At 44.3% G+C, this 18,443-nt stretch carries 17 protein-coding genes; 9 read left to right on the top strand and 8 right to left on the bottom strand.

Features of this window, described 5'->3' with window-relative positions; all coding sequences use genetic code 11:
• Positions 1-8: 8 nt before the first annotated feature.
• Positions 9-1,168, bottom strand: a protein-coding gene (locus WJM94_RS14075) for an IS3 family transposase (protein ID WP_444492974.1) whose coding sequence is annotated in 2 segments (ribosomal slippage) — positions 9-910 and positions 910-1,168 — 1,161 coding nt in all. Because the reading frame shifts where the segments join, the coding sequence is not laid out codon by codon here.
• Between the two features lie 324 nt (positions 1,169-1,492).
• Here WJM94_RS14075 and WJM94_RS14070 point away from each other — a divergent pair.
• From WJM94_RS14070 to WJM94_RS14060, 3 genes are all read left to right on the top strand, one after another.
• Entirely contained in the window at positions 1,493-1,969 is a 477-nt protein-coding gene (locus WJM94_RS14070) for a hypothetical protein (RefSeq protein WP_444494818.1), read from the top strand.
• Positions 1,970-2,052: 83 nt separating this feature from the next.
• On the top strand, positions 2,053-2,862 hold the full coding sequence (mutM, locus tag WJM94_RS14065) for a bifunctional DNA-formamidopyrimidine glycosylase/DNA-(apurinic or apyrimidinic site) lyase (protein WP_444494817.1): 810 nt from the start codon (positions 2,053-2,055) through the stop codon (positions 2,860-2,862).
• Positions 2,863-3,118: 256 nt separating this feature from the next.
• Positions 3,119-5,101, top strand: a complete 1,983-nt coding sequence (locus WJM94_RS14060) for an LTA synthase family protein (protein WP_444494816.1) — start codon at positions 3,119-3,121, stop codon at positions 5,099-5,101.
• 44 nt (positions 5,102-5,145) lie between these two features.
• On the opposite strand, the gene coaD is transcribed toward WJM94_RS14060, so the two are convergent.
• From coaD to WJM94_RS14040, 4 genes are read right to left on the bottom strand one after another with little or no spacing between them, the layout of a single operon-like run.
• Positions 5,146-5,625 carry a pantetheine-phosphate adenylyltransferase gene (coaD, locus tag WJM94_RS14055; protein WP_444494815.1) on the bottom strand — a complete coding sequence of 160 codons (480 nt, stop codon included), beginning with the start codon at positions 5,623-5,625 and terminating at the stop codon, positions 5,146-5,148.
• Positions 5,612-6,655: a glycosyltransferase family 4 protein gene (locus WJM94_RS14050; protein WP_444494814.1), complete on the bottom strand. Its 1,044-nt coding sequence runs from the start codon at positions 6,653-6,655 to the stop codon at positions 5,612-5,614. The genes coaD and WJM94_RS14050 overlap by 14 nt, the downstream gene beginning before the upstream one ends.
• On the bottom strand, positions 6,655-7,437 hold the full coding sequence (locus tag WJM94_RS14045; protein ID WP_444494813.1) for a glycosyltransferase family 2 protein: 783 nt from the start codon (positions 7,435-7,437) through the stop codon (positions 6,655-6,657). Before WJM94_RS14045 ends, WJM94_RS14050 begins: the two co-directional genes overlap by 1 nt.
• Entirely contained in the window at positions 7,434-8,483 is a 1,050-nt protein-coding gene (locus WJM94_RS14040; protein ID WP_444494812.1) for a glycosyltransferase family 9 protein, read from the bottom strand. The genes WJM94_RS14045 and WJM94_RS14040 overlap by 4 nt, the downstream gene beginning before the upstream one ends.
• A 94-nt stretch (positions 8,484-8,577) precedes the next feature.
• On the opposite strand from WJM94_RS14040, the gene WJM94_RS14035 reads away from it, so the two are divergent.
• The 6 genes from WJM94_RS14035 (at position 8,578) to WJM94_RS14010 (ending at position 15,006) form a co-directional block, all read left to right on the top strand.
• Positions 8,578-8,967, top strand: coding sequence for a diacylglycerol kinase (locus WJM94_RS14035; RefSeq protein WP_444494811.1), 390 nt, complete (start codon positions 8,578-8,580; stop codon positions 8,965-8,967).
• Between the two features lie 17 nt (positions 8,968-8,984).
• Complete coding sequence (locus tag WJM94_RS14030; protein ID WP_444494810.1) at positions 8,985-9,692, top strand: 3-deoxy-D-manno-octulosonic acid kinase; 708 nt, start codon at positions 8,985-8,987, stop codon at positions 9,690-9,692.
• A 56-nt stretch (positions 9,693-9,748) separates the two neighbouring features.
• Positions 9,749-11,584, top strand: a complete 1,836-nt coding sequence (locus tag WJM94_RS14025) for a DUF3413 domain-containing protein (protein WP_444494809.1) — start codon at positions 9,749-9,751, stop codon at positions 11,582-11,584.
• A gap of 131 nt (positions 11,585-11,715) precedes the next feature.
• Entirely contained in the window at positions 11,716-12,576 is an 861-nt protein-coding gene (locus WJM94_RS14020; RefSeq protein WP_444494808.1) for a glycosyl transferase, read from the top strand.
• Positions 12,577-12,618: 42 nt separating this feature from the next.
• Positions 12,619-13,626: a capsular polysaccharide synthesis protein gene (locus WJM94_RS14015; RefSeq protein WP_444494807.1), complete on the top strand. Its 1,008-nt coding sequence runs from the start codon at positions 12,619-12,621 to the stop codon at positions 13,624-13,626.
• A gap of 273 nt (positions 13,627-13,899) precedes the next feature.
• Entirely contained in the window at positions 13,900-15,006 is a 1,107-nt protein-coding gene (locus WJM94_RS14010) for a glycosyltransferase family 4 protein (RefSeq protein ID WP_444494806.1), read from the top strand.
• An 8-nt stretch (positions 15,007-15,014) separates the two neighbouring features.
• Here the strand turns inward: WJM94_RS14010 and waaA are convergent, their stop codons facing one another.
• The 3 genes from waaA to lpxM are packed head-to-tail and all read right to left on the bottom strand — an operon-like array spanning position 15,015 to position 18,315.
• The gene (gene waaA / locus WJM94_RS14005) at positions 15,015-16,268 is read right to left on the bottom strand and encodes a lipid IV(A) 3-deoxy-D-manno-octulosonic acid transferase (RefSeq protein WP_444494805.1); all 1,254 of its coding nucleotides are present in this window, start codon (positions 16,266-16,268) and stop codon (positions 15,015-15,017) included.
• Positions 16,262-17,326 carry a lipopolysaccharide heptosyltransferase II gene (waaF, locus tag WJM94_RS14000; protein ID WP_444494804.1) on the bottom strand — a complete coding sequence of 355 codons (1,065 nt, stop codon included), beginning with the start codon at positions 17,324-17,326 and terminating at the stop codon, positions 16,262-16,264. Before waaF ends, waaA begins: the two co-directional genes overlap by 7 nt.
• An 11-nt stretch (positions 17,327-17,337) precedes the next feature.
• Positions 17,338-18,315: a lauroyl-Kdo(2)-lipid IV(A) myristoyltransferase gene (gene lpxM / locus WJM94_RS13995; RefSeq protein ID WP_444494803.1), complete on the bottom strand. Its 978-nt coding sequence runs from the start codon at positions 18,313-18,315 to the stop codon at positions 17,338-17,340.
• Between the last annotated feature and the right edge of the window lie 128 nt (positions 18,316-18,443).

The raw sequence follows: 18,443 nt of genomic DNA, 5'->3' as shown, positions 1-18,443 counted from the left end.
TGTAGTGGTCAACAAATTCCGGACACAGATTTAAGCCGATTTTCGGCATTGACTGGCGACAGCCCATCATTGGCTTGATGAGGCCGTTGCCGATTATAGTAGTCCATCAAATAGTAGCTGATATCTTTCTTCGCTTGAGTTTGGGTCAAGTAACCCGTTGCTGGTACCCATTCAGTTTTTAGGCTTCTAAATAGCCTCTCCATTGGAGCGTTGTCCCAACAGTTACCTCGACGACTCATGCTTTGGGTTATGCGATATCGCCAAAGTCTTTGACGAAACTTACGACTGCTGTACTGGCATCCCTGGTCTGAATGGAACATCACGTTCTGAGGCCGCCCCCTTTGCTCCCAGGCCATATCTAGGGCTTTAGAAGCTAATTTAGCATCAGGCTTATCCGATAGAGACCAACCCACGACGCGCCGGCTAAAGAGGTCAAGTACCACGGCGAGATAACTCCACTTAGAACCTGACCAGATATAAGTAATGTCACCGCACCACACTCGATTTGGAGCAACCACAGAGAATTCACGCTTCAGCAGATTCGGGATATCCAACCGCTCTGATTTGGCCTGCTTATATCGATGCGAGCCTGGCTGTTTGCTCATCAGACCGGCTTCTTGCATTATCTTCCGCACCTTAAATCGCCCGATGTCGATGTTTTCTGAACGTAACATGGATACAAGGGCACGACTGCCAGCAGCACCTCGGCTCATGTTGAAGAGCTCTTTAATTCGGCTTGCTAGCCGAATGCGATTAGCGTCCGGCTTTCTCTGTTTAAACTCGTAGTAACAGGAAGAAGCCACATTGAACAGTTCGCAAAGCATCTTGACCGACTCATGCTCCCTTAACTGATCAATTAACGAGAACGTTCGAGTTCGTCCGACATTAAGAGAGCGGTGGCCTTTTTTAGTATGGCTTTCTCTCTTTCTAATCGACTAATTCTGGCTTCTAATTCCTGGATTTTTTGTTGTTCAGGCGTAAGGGCCTTGGCCGCCGGAGTTGTACCACCACGCTCAATCTTGAGTTGGTCGACCCAACGTCGTAAAGCTGTTTCACCAACATCCATGGAGCGTGCTGCTTCAGGTACCGAATATCCTTGGTCAAGCACCAAGCTTGCAGCATCCATTTTGAATTCAGCAGAAAATGTACGTCGTTGTCGTTTTGTCATGGAACACCTCATTTATGGTGGAGACTTTACCACCTAATTTGGTGTCCGGGATCATTAAACCACTACACTTCGCTTACTGATTACGGAAGGGGTGAACATCATCTGTATTCCGTAATCTGTATTCAAAAAAACAAATATAAGAGTTTACGTTTATCACTTTATTCCCAACGGGCTCCCCTAGGACCTAAACCCTAGGAGCTAGGACCTTTCTTTACCTCTAGGACCTAAACCCTAGGATCTAGGACCTTTCTTTACCTCTAGGACCTTTCTTTTCCCCCCTAGGGCCTTATAATCCTAAGATCTCTCAACCAAGGGTCTTAAATCATGCGCGTTAGTCCGGCTCGTCGTCGCCGATGGAACAATATTCTTATTCTGGGCATCATCGCTTTTATTGTGATCCTAAATGCGCCGATGTGGATCAAAACCTACTTGTTAGCGGAAGATGTGGATCCCTATCCAAACTTGCTGCGCTCTGATTATACCGTCAGCGCGATTTACTATAGCGGTTGGGAATTGGATCTTAAGAATGGTCAGTGGCAATCCAATATCAAAACCAATATTCCTGCTGCAGAGTTAGTAGCTCGTTGGCAATCACTAGAAGGCACTGAGCTCTCTGAACAGCAGTTCGACACCTTGAAGCCACAGCTTACTACGCCAGAATCAATAGAAGTCTGGTATCAGGGGCTCGATGAGCCACAGCGCGTGACCTTCTACCGCTTAACGGATTTTTGGCTGTTTAAGAACTGGCAGGATAAGTGGATCGCGATTTCGGTCAGTGATGATTATATCCTTCCAGAGTAACCTTTACGTGTGAAGTGTAACTCTTCGTGCATTTCGATTATGCTAGCGGCGCAGATTGATTAACCAAATGAACGGAGCCGAGAATGCCTGAATTACCCGAAGTTGAAGTCAGCCGTATGGGTATCACGCCACATATGTTGGGTCAAACGATCCAGGCATTTGTGTTTCGTACCCCCAAACTACGCTGGGATATTCCTCAGGAGCTGAAGCAACTTGAAGGACAGGTTATTCGCGCAATCCGCCGCCGAGCCAAATACCTGTTGATTGAGACCGATATGGGAACCGCAATTGTGCATCTGGGCATGTCGGGTTCTTTACGTGTTCTTGATGCGGATTTTCCTGCGGCGAAGCACGATCATGTTGATCTGAAATTGTCCAACGGTAAAGTGCTGCGCTATAACGATCCGCGTCGATTTGGGGCCTGGTTATGGTGTGCGCCGGGTGAGTCACATACTGTGCTCGATCATATGGGACCCGAGCCGTTAACAGAAGAATTCAACGCTGAGTATGTAGCAGGCAAAGCCAAAGGTAAGCGTGTTGCAGTTAAGCAATTCATTATGGACAACAAAATCGTAGTTGGGGTCGGTAATATTTACGCCAACGAATCCCTGTTTAAATCACGAATTCACCCTACCAGATCTGCAGGCAAAGTAACGTCACAGGAGTGGTCGCTACTGGTCGATAACATCAAAAGCACGTTAAAAATAGCGATAAACCAAGGCGGCACCACACTGAAAGATTTTGCTCAGGCGGATGGTAAACCTGGATACTTTGCCCAAGAGCTATTGGTTTATGGCAAAGCGGGGGAGCCTTGTCCTGAATGTGGAGAACCACTACACGAGCAGAAAATTGGTCAGCGTAATACGTTCTTTTGTGATAATTGCCAGAAATAGGCTGTGCATTTGCATCCAGTAAGGCATTTATACTATATGCCCCTATGTTCATTCGTATTTGCGATATTTTTATCTATTCTACAGCCCACCTCATAATTTAGAACATCCCCACTTTGCTAAATAGTAAGCCTGATATAACGTACGCGGCTTATTTGCAATGTGGGGTGTGCCAGTCGAATACTGTTGGTATTCACTCTATCCAGAATTCATCTCTTGTTGCTTGATTAGTTTAGTTTTTCTTTTTTATCAGGTCTTTATGAGTTCTTTTCAGTACAACTATCGTTTGCTTATTAGAATCGTCTTGCTTAATAGCTTCTTTGGCATCGTATTTCTGACTTTTTCTCGCGGGCTCTTTTTCTCTTTGGTTGTCGAATCAGAGATGTTGGTGAGTATTCGTCAGGATGTATTACGAGCATTTGTGGTCGGTGCCAGGTTTGACGCCAAGATTGTTCTGATTGGATTTGCACCGTTGTTATTGATGGGCCTGCTTATGGCGGGTAAAGAAAGAGCTTTCCAAGCTTGGCTGCGCTTAACGCCTTGGTATAGTGCAGGGATTTCTTTCTTATTATGTGCTTTATCGATCGCTAACTACTACTACTACGATACGTACGGCAACTACATTGATGTCTTTGTATTTGGTTTGTTTGATGATGATACTAAAGCTGTTTTAGAGAGTGCGTGGGAAGATTATCCTATTGTTCGCTCGTTTTTCGTTTCCCTCGCGCTTGCGTGGTTCGTGTTGTTTGTTAATCGCCGTTTGCTCAAGATAAGTCAGTGTTGGACTTGGCAATCACGACATTGGGCTATCACAACGGTATCAGTATTATTGACAATCGCAGCTTATTTCATAGTAGCGCGTGGCTCGATTGGCAGTTTGCCGCTAAAGCGTTATCACGCGAATGTATCGCAATGCAAGACACTGAACGTTATTACACCGAATGCTTTTATGGCACTGAGTTGGGCAAACAGCGATTACAAGGAACAAGCTAAGTTTGAGCCAATTAGTCAGCAAATATTAACCGAGCAGATGGTCAAAGTGCTTGGTCAGCCAACGCCTGAATATCGAACCCAAGAAAATGCTTACCTGACAGAAAACCCGCCGCATGTGGTGATGGCCCTGATGGAGGGGATGGGTAGCAATATTCTTATCGAAGATGATCCGAACAAAAATGATCTGTTGGGTAGCCTACGTGATGCCTTTGAGGAAGATTTTGTTTTTACACGATTTTTAGCGGGTTCTACGGCAACCATCGATAGCATCGTCATGATGTTGCTCCATAGTGATGTGCCAACCATCAGTCATACCGGAGCACAAAAAATTTCCCTACCTAGTTCGGCAGTTCTTCCGTATAAGCGCGCAGGGTACGATGTTGTATTTATATACGGCGGTAACAGCATGTGGCGGAATCTGGCTAATTACCTCCCGATTCAAGGTTTTGATACGGTTTATGATGAAAACAGCATTATCCGTGATTTCCCAGAGGCGAAGAAATATGCCGATACCTGGGGGGTTCCAGATAGCTACACGTTTAAGTTCGCTAAAAAACTGTTGGATGAGGCAACCAAGCCAACCATGATTTATATCATGACGGTGACAAATCACTCGCCTTACCGAGCACCAGAGTACTATAAGCCAGAAGTCACTCACGTCAGCGAGCGTTTAAAGAGTCTCGTGAGCAGTATTGCCGGGGAGGAGCAAAACCTGTTGCAAGCCTACCAATATGCTAGCAACGCGTTAGGTGATTTTGTTAAAAGTATTAAAAATTCAGAGCTAGGGGAGAATACCGTCATTGCTGCCTCGGGTGACCATCGGGTACGTTCGATCTCCTCTAAGAATCACGATGAGTTTGCTGCAAGCTATGGGGTACCATTTTATCTATATGTCCCTAAGCCCATCCTGGACAGCACCGATTACAAATACGAGCCTGAAAGAGTGGGGTCGCATCGAGATATTTTTCCAACGCTGTACCACTTTAGCTTATCCAAACAAAGCTATATCAGTTTGGGGGGTGAAAACCTGTTGTCCCCATTCGGTGTAAGCAATCGTGGATATAACTTGCACCGAAGTATCAATCTATGGGGAGCGTATGACAACAAGTACCCTGAGAAGCTCTATCCGTGGGGGAAAGGTATAATGACGCAAACCGCGCCTATACAAAACCCTGATGTTGAATGGGCGCAAGAATATAAGAAGTTGCAGAATTATTATCTGCGTTCACAAATCCCTGCGCAGATATAGTTAAAGGGCTTGTAGGCATAAAGTTACTTATGCCTACAGCCAACTCACTGCTTGTTTTTTAACGCTTCTGCGACTGAAGGTGGTACAAACGCATCAACGTTACCACCATGAATTGCCACTTCTCTTACGATGGTCGAAGATAGAAAAGCGTATTCATCCGAGGGTGTTAAGAAGATACTTTCTAAGCTAGGTAGCAGCTTCTTGTACATACTTGTTAAACCGAATTCATATTCGAAATCGACGGTGGTTCGTAGTCCACGGATAAGAATGTCCGCTTTCACGTCCCTGGCAAAGTCAACCATCAACCCGCTAAAGCCTTGTACAGAAACGTTGTCGAGATGACTGGTAACTTGTTTAACCAGCTCCACACGTTCCTCCAATGAAAACATAGTGTTTTTACTCGGACTCGCTGCCACTGCGATCACCACTTCTTCAAACATTGAAGCCGCTCGTTCTATGATGTCTAAATGACCGTTGGTGATGGGATCAAATGTCCCAGGGTAGATGACTTTATTTAGCGACATTATCTATGACCTTTTGGTAGAGACTTTGGTAAAGCGTAGCAGTATGGCGAATATCAAACGAGTGCATTTTTTCTGCGCCGCCAATGATTAATTGTGCTCTCAAATCCGAGTTTTTCGCTATTTCATCGATATGATTTGCAAGAGCTTTAGCATCTCCTGGCTCGATAAGCAGACCAGACTTATTGTGTTCAATGATATCTGGAATACCGCCTGCATTTGATCCTATAGCGGGTAAACCTGCATTAATCGCCTCGAGAATCACTGAGCCGAGTCCTTCGGAGTAAGAGGGATGTATCAATAAGTCAGCGGCTTTAAACCATTCTCCCATACTCGACTGTTTTCCCTCGAAGCTCACGTTGCTCAAGCCTTGAGCCTGAAGTTCTAAGCTCGCGCGTTCACGTCCATCACCCAGAATCGCAATGTGGATATTTGGGTTACGTTCAGCGAGGATTTTTGCGGCCTGAATAGTCACATCATGACCTTTGTGCTCAAGCAGATTCGCAGCCTGAATCACTAAAAACTTGCCGTCAAAGCGCTGCTTGATAGCATCGACTACCGTATCGTTATAAGGATAGGTGACAGGAGAGCTGGGAATAATTGCACTCAGATGATCAGGGTGACGTAGCTGAATTTGTTTAACTATCTCTTTACTCAAGCCAATCAGCGCACTGGCGTTATTGTAGGCTAACTTTGACAAAAACTTATCTTTTAATGGGTTATCAATTCGACGTGTAACAATATAAGGCACATTAAACAGTTTGGATTGAATTAGAGCCCAGTAAATTGCTCGGCCTTCGTGTACGTGGATCAGTTGGCAGTCAGCAGTGATGCTCCGGCGGTGGGATTTTAAAAAGTGCGTGGCAGCAATCAGCGTACAGTTCAGCTTTTCGATTTCAGCGTAAAAAGGACTAACTGGGTTTGCGACGACAGTAAGTTGATAGTTGAGCGTTAGTTGTTGCTTGATGAGCTGTAAAGTCTGACGCTCACCACCACTAAAGCCTGAAGCTAAGTTGACGTGGCAAATTCTCATTACTTTTTACCATCCTGCTGCTTCACGTAATCTCGAATCCAGAGATCGGCGTAGCGAGTAAACGTTGTATTGGCACTAAGAATGGCCAGAAGGAGCCCATGTCGACCGTCAAGAAAACCGCGTTTGATGATGTACATTTTGAAAAAGCGGAAGAAGCCATGCAGTATTGCACCTGTTAAGCCACTGCGCTTTTTCCCTTCTCTTTGGTCAGCCCAGGATTTCATGTAAAGCTGAGTTTTGCCTGTGTATTGGCTCAAAGAATCAAATGTATAGTGCAGCAGATCACCCGACAGATGCGCTTTGGTTATGTCTTTGGAAATTTCTACGCTTTCGTGAACTAAGGCAGCATTGTACTGGGCTTCTTCGCGTCGATAGAGTCGAGTAATCGTATCAGGATACCAGCCAGAATGGCGAATGAACTTGCCCAAAGCGTAAGTTAATCTGTTCAATGTATAGCAAGTATTGACTGGGTTTGAAGCAAGGACTTTTTCAATCGATGATTTGAGTTCAGGTGTGACCCGCTCATCAGCATCCAGTGGCAGTACCCATTCGGACGTCATATAAGACTGAGCAATTTGACGTTGCTTACCAAAACCTTGCCAGTCTGTATGAGTGTAGAATTTATCCGTGTACTGTCGTGCAATGATTTCCGTGTCATCGGTGCTGCCTGAGTCGACAATAACGATTTCATCCACCCAGTCTTTTACCGTTTCCAGGCACTCAGCTATGTGTTTAGATTCGTTTTTGACGATCATCAAAACGCCGATCGTGGCTTTACTCATGATGCATTACCTTTTAGTAATGGTTTTAGTTTGTTCATCACCATTTCAGTCGTGATGCTATTCATAACATGCTCACCCTTTACACGCGTACTCCAAGGGAGCTCTTCTGCTGATTTGCCTTGTTGCTGTTCTACAAACTGCTCATACACACTCGCGACGGAGTCCAAATTGTTATATGGACCAGTACGTTTTGGGTTGCTATGGCCATAAAGCCCAATGACAGGTGTGCCTTGGGTAGTGGCAATATGAGCGGGGCCAGAATCGGGTGCAATGACGATTTCGGCTTCGGCTAGTATTGCCGCGAGCTGTTTAAGCGAGGTCTGACCGATAAGGTTGAGTATCGGCTGCTTTGCTGCATTAGCGATATCTTCGCCAAGCTTTACTTCTCTTTCGGCAGGTGAGCCACACAATACCACCTGATAGCCTTGCTCATAAAGCCAGTCAGAAACTTGTGCGTACCTTTCGGTAAGCCAATTACGCTCATCTTTACTTGCCGCAGGACTGATCACTACGGTAGGTACGCCATGAAGTTTTTGTTTGGCAAATTCGACATCGCTTGGAGCGATCGGTAATTGCCAGTGAGGCTCTGATTTAGGAACACCCAGATATTCAACAAAAGACATAAAACTATCTAGTACGTGCTGCGAGGTGGTATCGGAAATCTTCCTGTTAGTGAATAACCACTGGCCTTCTTTAGCACGTTTAAAATTGAATCCGACTTTATAAGTCGCTTTGATGCCAACTGTTAGCAAGCTGGCGCGTAGTGCGAGTTGCATATGGACGAGAGCATCAAATTTGCGGCCTTTCAATTGAGACCAAATCTTTTGCATCCCTTTTAAACCTTGTTTTTTATCGAAAACAATCAGTTCAACGCCTTCTAAACCGTCCAGCAGTTGTGCTTCTACCTTACCAATAATCCAAGTGACTTTGGTTTCGGGCCAATGTTTTTGCAGTGCTTGAACTGCGGCAACCGCGTGGCAAGTGTCGCCAATAGCAGACAGACGCAAAAAACAGACCGATTTAGGGGCTGAAGAGAACAGTGACATAGAGGGTGCTCAAGATATAAAAGTGGTTAGAATTATGCAGACAACGCTAAGAAATGTAAAATAGCCGCCATCACTATCAGTCGAAAGGTAACCTATGGTTCAGCAAAATAGTGGCAAGCCTGGTGCAACAGGGTTGACACGCGTTATTAACGCAACCGGATATTCCATGAAAGGGCTAAAAGCGGCCTTCCAACACGAAGCGGCAATTCGCCAAGAGTTAGCGCTCCTATTGATCGCTATTGTTGCTGTGATTTGGTTACCGCTACCGGTTATCGAGAGCATTTTAATGCTTGGCGTGGTGATCTTGGTGTTGATTGTTGAGCTTCTGAATTCCGCGATTGAAGCGGTCGTCGATAGAATTGGTCCTGAGAGACATGATCTTAGTGGACGAGCGAAAGACATAGGTTCTGCTGCAGTGTTTGTCGCGTTAAGTTTTGCTGGTTTTACATGGTTGTATATTCTCTACGATCAGTTTGTTGCGTAACCACTTAAGGAATGAAGATGGTTGCACAACTCAAAAAAGACAATCTCCGAATTTGGTATGACGCTGAGCTATTAAACGAACCGGCTGAACGCGTTTTTGACATCGAATTCTGGCAACAGAATGAAGCGGTGATAGGCAGCGCAAAAGGTAGGGGAACGACTTGGTTCGTTCAGACTCAAACCATCCAAGCCGCTTTGAGGCATTATCGTCGTGGTGGACTATTTGGTAAAATCGTCTCAGACCAGTATTGGTTCTCTGGATGGGAGAACACTCGCAGTTATGCTGAATTTAAGCTTTTGCAAAGTTTAGCCGAAGCGGGAGTTAATGTGCCGAGACCGATTGCTGCTCGAGTGCAGCGCAGTGGGTTGATTTATCGAGCGGATTTACTCAGTGAAAAGATTGTGGGAGCGAACGACTTAGTCAACATCTTGGAAAAGCAGTCTCTTAATGAAAGGCAATACCAAGCTATTGGTCGTGAAATCGCGAAAATGCATCAGGCACAAGTGAACCATACCGATTTAAATATCCATAACCTTTTGTTAGATAAAGACGATAGAGTGTGGATTATCGACTTTGATAAGTGCTGCAAACAAGCTGGCTCAGATTGGCAACAAAATAACTTAGATAGATTGTTGCGCTCATTTCTTAAAGAGCAAAACAAGCGTTCAATTCACTGGCAAGAAGACGAGTTTAATCACCTTCTTGCTGGATATAAAAGTATTTAGAATTTTAATTGCACTGACTTTTCTCTGTGCAAATTTGCTACACCCTAGGACATAAAATGCCTTTTAAACAAAAACTACATGCACATGGCTGGTTTATTCTAGTCAACGCAATATTGGCGATTGCGATTGCCAGCCGATACTTCGCATTTTTACCCGAGTTTCCGTCTGATGTACTAGGCGTTACTTTTATCCTTGCCGGGACTTTGGGGCAGATGACGCTTCTTGCTTTGGTCATTGGCGCGATTAGTCTGCCAGCCTTGCTAATACCTCGTGGTACGAGAAATATCATTCAGGCGCTTATTGCATCGATAGGTTTAGCTGTCCTGTTCATTGATACTATTGTTTATGCTCAATACCGTTTCCACATTAACGCGGTGGTACTTGAGTTAGTGTTGTCAGGACAAGTTGTTAGCTTCCCGCTCGTTACATGGTTAACCGTGATAGGATCTGTTATTGCGTTGATTGCAGGGCAGTGGTGGTTGATTCGCTGGTTAGAAGCTGGAGCGCCGATTCGAGCACTGAGATTAGGGCGTAAATTTGCTTTGCTGACGTTTATCGCTTTACTACTCACGAACGGTATTCATATCTGGGCAGCTGCGCACGCATATCAGCCAGTTACCATGGTGCAGCGTTATTTGCCGCTGTTCTACCCGGCAACCGCGAATGGGTTTATGGAAAAGCAGGGGTGGTTGGATAAAGAAGCCATTGCGCAGCAGAAGGCGATGAGCATTAAGCCAAAGAGTGATTTGAATTACCCGCTTAACCCGCTTGAATTCAAGGAAGTTGAGCAGCCAACGAATATCATGCTAATTACCGTGGACTCATGGCGAGCAGACACCTTCAACGCAGACAACACACCTTATATGTGGCAATACGCGCAAGAGGGCGTGATGTTCCAGGACCATATCGCGACGGGTAACGCAACACGTACAGGCATATTTGGTATGTTTTACGGCATGCCGGGCACGTATTGGCATGGCTTTTTGGCCAACCACCGCTCTCCTGTGTTAATCGACAGATTACAAGAACTGCAATATCAGCTGGGTCTGTTTACCGCCGCCAAGCTGACCAGTCCAGAGTTTGATCAAACGGTGTTTTCGAACGTACCGAATCTTCGGGTCTCTTCTGAAGGCAACTCTCCGGCTGCCCGTGACAAAAGCCTGACTGACGATTGGATTGATTGGTATGATCGTCGCGACAAGAGCAAACCAACGTTTTCTTTCTTGTTCTACGATGCGCCGCATGGCTATGACTTCCCTGACGATTTTGCGCATAAGTATGAGCCAATGATCCCACGCGTAGATTATCTTGAGCTGAATAATGATAGTGACCAGGAAAAATTCTTCAATCGCTATAAAACATCGGTTCGTTATGTCGATACACAAGTGAAACGTGCTCTGGATAAATTGAAACAGACGGGTGACCTAGAGAATACGGTGGTCATCATTACTGGTGACCATAGCCAGGAAATGAACGATAACAAACAAAATTTCTGGGGACACAACGGTAACTTTACCCGTGCCCAGACACATGTGCCTTTTGCCATGTTTGGCCCGGGTGTTGATAAGCAGAAGTTGGCAGAAAATGCAGCGTACACCACGTCGCATGAAGATTTAGCGCCAACACTGCTAAAAAACTATCTGGGTGTCACAAGCGATATCCATGACTATTCAACTGGCGTTGATTTGTTTGGCGATAAGGTTAAGCGCAATTGGATGATGACATCCAGCTACAGTGCCTACGGCATCATCTACGACGACACGATTATTGAAGTTAATGGTGCAGGTCAATCTGAAATCTACGATAGCACTTACCGAGTCAAGAAAGGCGAAGCAATGAACTATCAGTACGTTCAGGAAGCGCTAGAAAAGATTAGTCGGTTCAGAAAGTAATCCAGATAAAAACGCCTCTCTAGCAAAATAGAGAGGCGTTTTTTTAGTTGGGGATTAATTAACCATCAGTATGCAGATGAGGTAGGCTTCGTTATAATGCCCAGATAAAGTTCAGCCTAGAGTTACAGAGAATGTTTTTCAAAAAAAAACGCAAAAAAGAGTTTAAAAAGCTGTCTTCTTCCATTAACGAAGCCGCTGTTGTCCAAGGCATACGACAGTCAGCCCGGGAGTTGAAGCCTTTAACTCAAATGAACAAAATCGCTGAGCATGAGGTGATTGTTAGTCTGACAACATACTCCAAACGTATTCATGATGTGTACTTGGTGCTTGAATCAATCAGCCTACAAACCGTGCTACCAAACCGAGTTATTTTGTGGCTGGCAGAAGACGAGTTTTCACTCGATACATTGCCAGTAACACTGAATACCCGTCTGCCTCATGGACTGGAAGTTCGTTTTTGTCCTGATTATAAAAGTTTTAAGAAAATCATTCCGACGCTGCAAATAGCCCCTGAAAGTCTGGTTATTACATTGGATGATGATGTGATCTATCCTCTCGACACCATTGAACGCTTGCTTAATGAGCACAGTCTCAACCCGAATACTATTTTGGGTAACCGAGCTCATGAGATTACATTCAGAGGCACTGAACCTCGCCCATATAAGCAATGGACTAAAGAAGTAGAGCAGCCAGAGAAGAATGTATTTTTGACAGGATGCGGCGCTATCCTATATCCACCTAAGTCGCTACATGCATCGGTAACGGACACTGAACTGTTTATGAAATTATGCCCTCATGCAGATGATATCTGGCTGTACATTATGGCCCGAATGCAAGGAACAAATATTCGTAAGGCTGCCGGAAGGCATTTCAGTGAGTTTGCCCAGATCCCGAATAATCAAACTACGGGGCTGAATAAATTGAATGTGGACAATGGGCAAAATGACGTACAGCTGAAAGCGGTCATGGACCATTTTGGCTTCGGTATATAAGTCACTGTTCGTCTTAATTTCTTTGGTTTAGGTTAGTTTTTTATGTTCGATCGATTTATTCGTAGCGAGTTTTTTGAAAATAAATGCATTGGAATACGTAAGAGAATTCCCTATTTTAATGCGCGTTATGCTGAGTTGAATGAGTTGGGAAAGGCGTGGCAAGATCCTGAACTTCTTGAACGCGCCCAGCAAGCATTAGCTGCTTTGAAAGAGGCAACTCAAGGAAATGAAAATCCGGATTCTGACATTCCCAAAATAATATGGATGTACTGGAATACGCCACTCTCTTCAGCACCGGATGTGGTTCGTTTAAGTGTAGAATCCTGGCAAAAGCTGAATCCGGATTATGAAGTTCGTTTGCTGAGTGATGAAAACCTAAATCAGGAACTTGGATTCGATTTTAACGCTGTATTTGAGCTTTGTTTCGTTAAGCTGACCTTAGCCATGAAAGCGGATATTTTGCGCCTGTATTTGCTGAGTCGATTTGGCGGTGTTTGGGCTGATACGACTACCTTCTGTTTAGAGCCGTTGGCACATTGGCTGCCAGAATGTACCCGTTTGCATAATTTTTTCACATTCAGGCATGAGACTGTTGCGACTCGACCTCTGGAAGCATGGTTTATAGCCGCCAACAAGCACTCAAATATTACCCGTAACACACTGAATCTGTTTATTGAACATCTGTTTAAGCCAAGAAAAACAGCTATCTTTGTTTCAAACCGACGCAAAATGATGGAAAAGATGGGCTTTGAGAAACATCATCCCCATATGCTTTATGCCGATACTGTTACGCAGGCAGAGAAGTTTGGTTTTATGCCTTATTTTTCAGTCGGGTACTTTTTTAACGAAAGTCTGAGAAAATACTTCTCTAGCGATGAAATCGAACAGTTTTTGGCCCTGCCGAACCAGCATGCAATCAATGATAGTGACCACGCTCAGTTTACTCAGGCTGTTGTTTCGAAACAGACTTACAAAGATACTTACCAGCAGAGTGAGCTATACCAAAAGCGAAAGAAGTATCTGACTGAGCTTATCGAAAAGGCAACCTAAGACGAAGGTGCTGACAGACATATTCGCCGCTATTGTGCCGATAATTGCATCTTCAGATTTGCACTTCAATACGGGAAGGGATGTGTCTTTATTCATCATGCAAAAGATCTTAATGTATTGATAAGATTGCAAGTATTGTGATTTAGCTAAAGGTCTATATGAGAGCACTGGTGAGCAGTTTTTTGTTTGAGCAGTGCTTCTAAGGTATATTGACGGTTATCCAATCGGTAAGCTCATGCTCGTGAGTCGTTTTAATTGAGGCATCTAGTATAAATGAAAATTGCACTTGTTCACATGAGGCATGCAGAAACTGGTGGCACGGAGTTATTTCTCAACCAGCTTTCTCGTTATTTAGCGGAGAAAGGGGAAGACGTAACCATAATTTGTCGTACTCATGTAGCCCCTACTCATCCAAATATTAAGTTTGTACAACTTGGTGGTTTTAGCTTGGGGAAAGCGCATCGTATATGGAAGTTTGCGAAAGATGTTGAAAAACACTTAGCGAAAAACCAATACGACTTTGTCTATGGTCTTGGCAAAACATGGTCTCACGATATGCTTCGTATTGGCGGCGGGACGCACATCCACTTTGTCGAATCTATGAAGAAAGGAAAGCTAAAGCTAAAAGACAAAGCGGCTATTGCAATTGAACGCAAAGCGATGGCCAAAGGTGCATATAAACATATTGTTGCCAATTCTTTTAAAAGTGCTGCTGAGATTCAAGACGCATACGGTGTACCAAAAGAAAAAATATCAGTTATTCACAATTTTGTGGATACACAACGTTTTGACCGTGAAAGATATAAAGAGAAATCTGCAGAGCTAGTACAGCAGCTTGGGATTGATGTTGGTAAACCTGTATTTTTATTTTTAGGTTCTGGCTACAAAAGAAAGGGGCTGAAAGAAGCTTTATCTGCATTTTCTATGTTGGATTTTGAGGCAACCTTACTTATCGTTGGGCGAGAGAATCACGAAGAAGAATACAAAGAGTATGCTCGTTCATTAGGGGTCGCAGATAACTGCTATTTCTTGGGTACCCAGACTAAACCTGAACATTATTTCTCCATTGCAGATTGTTATATCTTACCAACCCATTACGAACCGTTCGGTTTTACTGCAATTGAAGCGCTATCATGTGGTATTCCTGTCATCACAACCGAAAATTGTGGTGCGAAAGAAGTACTTAACGAGCAAGTCTCGACGGTTGTTAGTGCTAAGGTTGAGCCGAGCGAACTCGCTTCTGCGATGACGTACTGGGCCGCGAAAGTAAATGACTTAGAACTAAGCAAACAATGTCGAGAGCTTGCTTTAACGCTAGATGTAAATGTCGTAATGGAAAAAAATTACCAACAAATTCTTACTGTTTATAATTCCAAGTGACATGACTGCTATTGATTAATTTCAGTAAGGCTTCTTTCTATAGAGTTCAGGTATGAATTAAGAAATTTGCCAGGGGATGCCTTAGTAGAAAATAGTTTTATTAACACGCTTTCTGCTAAGTGCTCCCTATCTGTTACATCTATAAGCTCGTGCTTAAGCATGTTCTCTACAATTTCTGCAAAATTAAAATAGCTCGGTCCGGTAATGACCGGTAGTCCTAATGCCGCAGGTTCTAGCATGTTATGCCCGCCAACTTTGTCACCGACTAAGCTGCCGCCCATAAAGCATACATCGGATGCGCCCATTAAGACCAGCATCTCACCCATGGTGTCACCAAGATAGACCTGTGCTGAATCACTTACTGTGGGCAGTTCTTTCGTTTCAGTACGTCTTACTGTACTAAACCCCGATGTTTGGGCAAGTTGGCACACATCATTAAAACGTTCCGGGTGGCGTGGCACTAGAATTAGTAAAGCGTCTGAGTGTTGTTGTAACACTTTCTTGTGTGCGGCAAGTACTTGTTCATCTTCACCTTTATGAGTGCTGGCTGCAATCCAGACTGGCCGTGTCTGACCTAATTGTTTTCTTAACGCTTTACCTTGTTCTATGGTTTTTTCCGATATGGTGATATCGAATTTTATTGAACCAGTCGTAAATAGTTTATGTTTGCTAACGCCCAGTTTTGCAAAGCGTTCTTTATCTGAGTCAAACTGACACAACACCTTCGTTAGACATTTCTCTATTTGATTAAACAATGACTGCACTTTGGCGTAGTTTCGGCATGACTTTTCAGATAAACGGGCGTTAACCACAGTAATTGGAATCCCGGCTTTGTGCACCGTGTTAAGGGTATTTGGCCAAAGCTCGGTTTCAATGATCAGCATTTGCTTTGGATTTGTAGCCTTTAAAAAACCTTTTACCGCAAAGCTAAAGTCGATAGGCATATATCGGTGTTCAACCAAATCACCTAATTTTGCTATCTGCTCTGCACCAGTACTGGTCGTCGTAGTAACCAGAATCGTCTGTTCAGGATTCTGCTTTTTTAACGCTTTTATTAGCGGTGCCGCCGCGATGCTTTCGCCGACCGATACGGCATGAATCCATATTGGGCGTTGGTGAGTATTAAGCTTTGGCGTAATACCGAAATGTTCTTTCCAGCGCGAACCAAATTTAGGTTTGTTTGGCTTGCTCTTGTACAAGCCAAATAAAAGAATTGGCGACGCCAGAGCAAGCAGCAGCGTATAAATAAGACGAATTAACATGAGCTAACCGTAATGGCTTCAAGCTTTTGGATACTGTTCAGCACTTGTTTCGGAGACAACTCCGTCAAGCACTTAAGGTGGTTAAACTGACATTCACGCTGAAAACATGGGCGACAATCAATATCGGTATGAACAATCTCAACTTTCTCAGCAAGTGGTGGCGTGTATTTTGGCGACGTAGAGCCATACACTGCGACGACATTACAACCAACTGCGGCTGCGACGTGCATTAAGCCCGAGTCATTCGCTACTACCGTTTTACACGCAGCAAGCAGATCCACGGCTTCGATTAAGCTGGTTTGTCCGGCAAGAACATGAATATGTTGATGGAACTGTGGCGGCACCAAGGCTCGAATGCCGTTACAAGTTTCAAGATCTTTCTGTGAGCCGAATAGCCAGATTTGATGGCCTTCTTTACACATCTGTGTGGCGACTTCCGCATAATGGGTTTCTGGCCACTTCTTCGCTGGGCCAAACTCTGCGCCTGGACACAAACCAATAATCGAACGCTCTTGATTCAGATTGAACTTCTGGATAGTTGCCTGCTGCTCTTCTTGATTAATAGTAAGGCTAGGGCGTGGCAGCGTCTCTAATCCGCCAAGTGATGATGAGTCCACCATCTCCGATTTTGGATAAGCCAAAGCCACATAGCGTTCCACCATGTATTGAAACGACTTCATGTTAGGACGAATGTCATTCAGCAAACCAAAGCGCATCTCGCCTTTCCAGCCAGTGCGAAGTGGAATGTTAGCAAACCAAGGAATTAAGGCGGATTTAGCCGATTTTGGCAGGATGTAGGCGTGATCGTATTTCTTCTCACGCAGTGTTTTACCAATTTCACGGCGCCCCAGAAGGTTAAATTCACCATGCCCAATTGGCATTTCAATGGCCTTATTCACCTCAGGCATTCGCTCTAAGATCGGTTTACACCACCCCGGAGCAATGACATCAATTTCGCTCTCTGGATTCAGTTGCTTTAAAACGATGTAGAGGGATTGCGACATCACCATATCGCCAACCCAAGAAGGACCAATAATCAGGATTTTGTTTTTCGACATGTTGATATCACTTATTGTTTAATAAAGCCATGCTCACGCATTTCTCGATAAGGGTTACTGCCATCTGCTTGAGTACGCAGTAGACGCAGGGTCCACATATATTGCTCCGGCTTTTTGCTAACGAAGTACTCAACGGCTTCATTGAGCGAGCGTGCATCGTCGTTATCAGTTTCCTGAAGCGTCAGTGGCGGCATGAACTCAATACTAAAGCGACCGGTTTCCGGATCCAGTGAAGCGAAAGTTGGTATTACTTGCGATTTTGACAGTTTTGCTAACTTCGTCAGACCTGGCAGTGTTGCCTTTGTCGTCGCGAAAAAGTCTACGAACTCACTGAGCTCAGCACCATGATCTTGATCTGGCAGGTAGTAACCTAAGTAACCCTCTTTAATCGATTTGATGAAAGGTTTTATACCTCCGGAACGTTCATATACTCGGCCACCATACTGCACGCGTTGGCGGTGCATTAACCAGTCTGTCACCGGGTTTTTCTGTCTTTTTGCCATCGCAGATACTGGTAGCTCTTTTGAGGCCAGCAGTACTGCCGGAATATCAATAGACCAGGAGTGAGGCACTAATAAAATTACTTTTTCATTTTGTTCAGTGAGCTCGAACAATTGTTCTGCGTTTACAAAATCACACTTTGATTGTAACCACTCAGGAGAACGCAAAGAGACCAGGCCAAATCTAAGAGTAAATACACCGGCAGTGTAAAGAGTTTTGTAAACCAGTTGGTCACGTTCTTGTTCACTTAAATGTGGGAAGCATAACGCTAAGTTAGTTTTTACGTTATTGACGGTATTTGCCTTGGATTTAACTAAACGTGATGCCAACACTTTTGCCAGCCACTTGTGAAAAGAGAGAGGCAGCAAAGCGATAAGTGCAGAGCTGAAAACACCGAGCCAGGTTCCCCAGTATTTAGGCTTGAGAAATGAGTACTCAAATACAGGGTTATAGGCTTTGGGATCGAAGTCGTCACGTTTATTAGTCATAGTGTGTCTAGTTACCTATAGGTATGGGACGAATGGATAAAATGCAGATAGCAGAAATGATACAGACTATTGGAACTGAGTAAAGGTGGCAGACCATAATAGCCGCCACCCCATAATTACAAACAAAG

The sequence above is a fragment of the Vibrio sp. YIC-376 genome (genome assembly GCF_052353105.1).
GTDB lineage: Bacteria > Pseudomonadota > Gammaproteobacteria > Enterobacterales > Vibrionaceae > Vibrio.
Note: the sequence above shows the minus strand (reverse complement) of the source record. Positions and strands in the feature narration are given on the sequence as shown.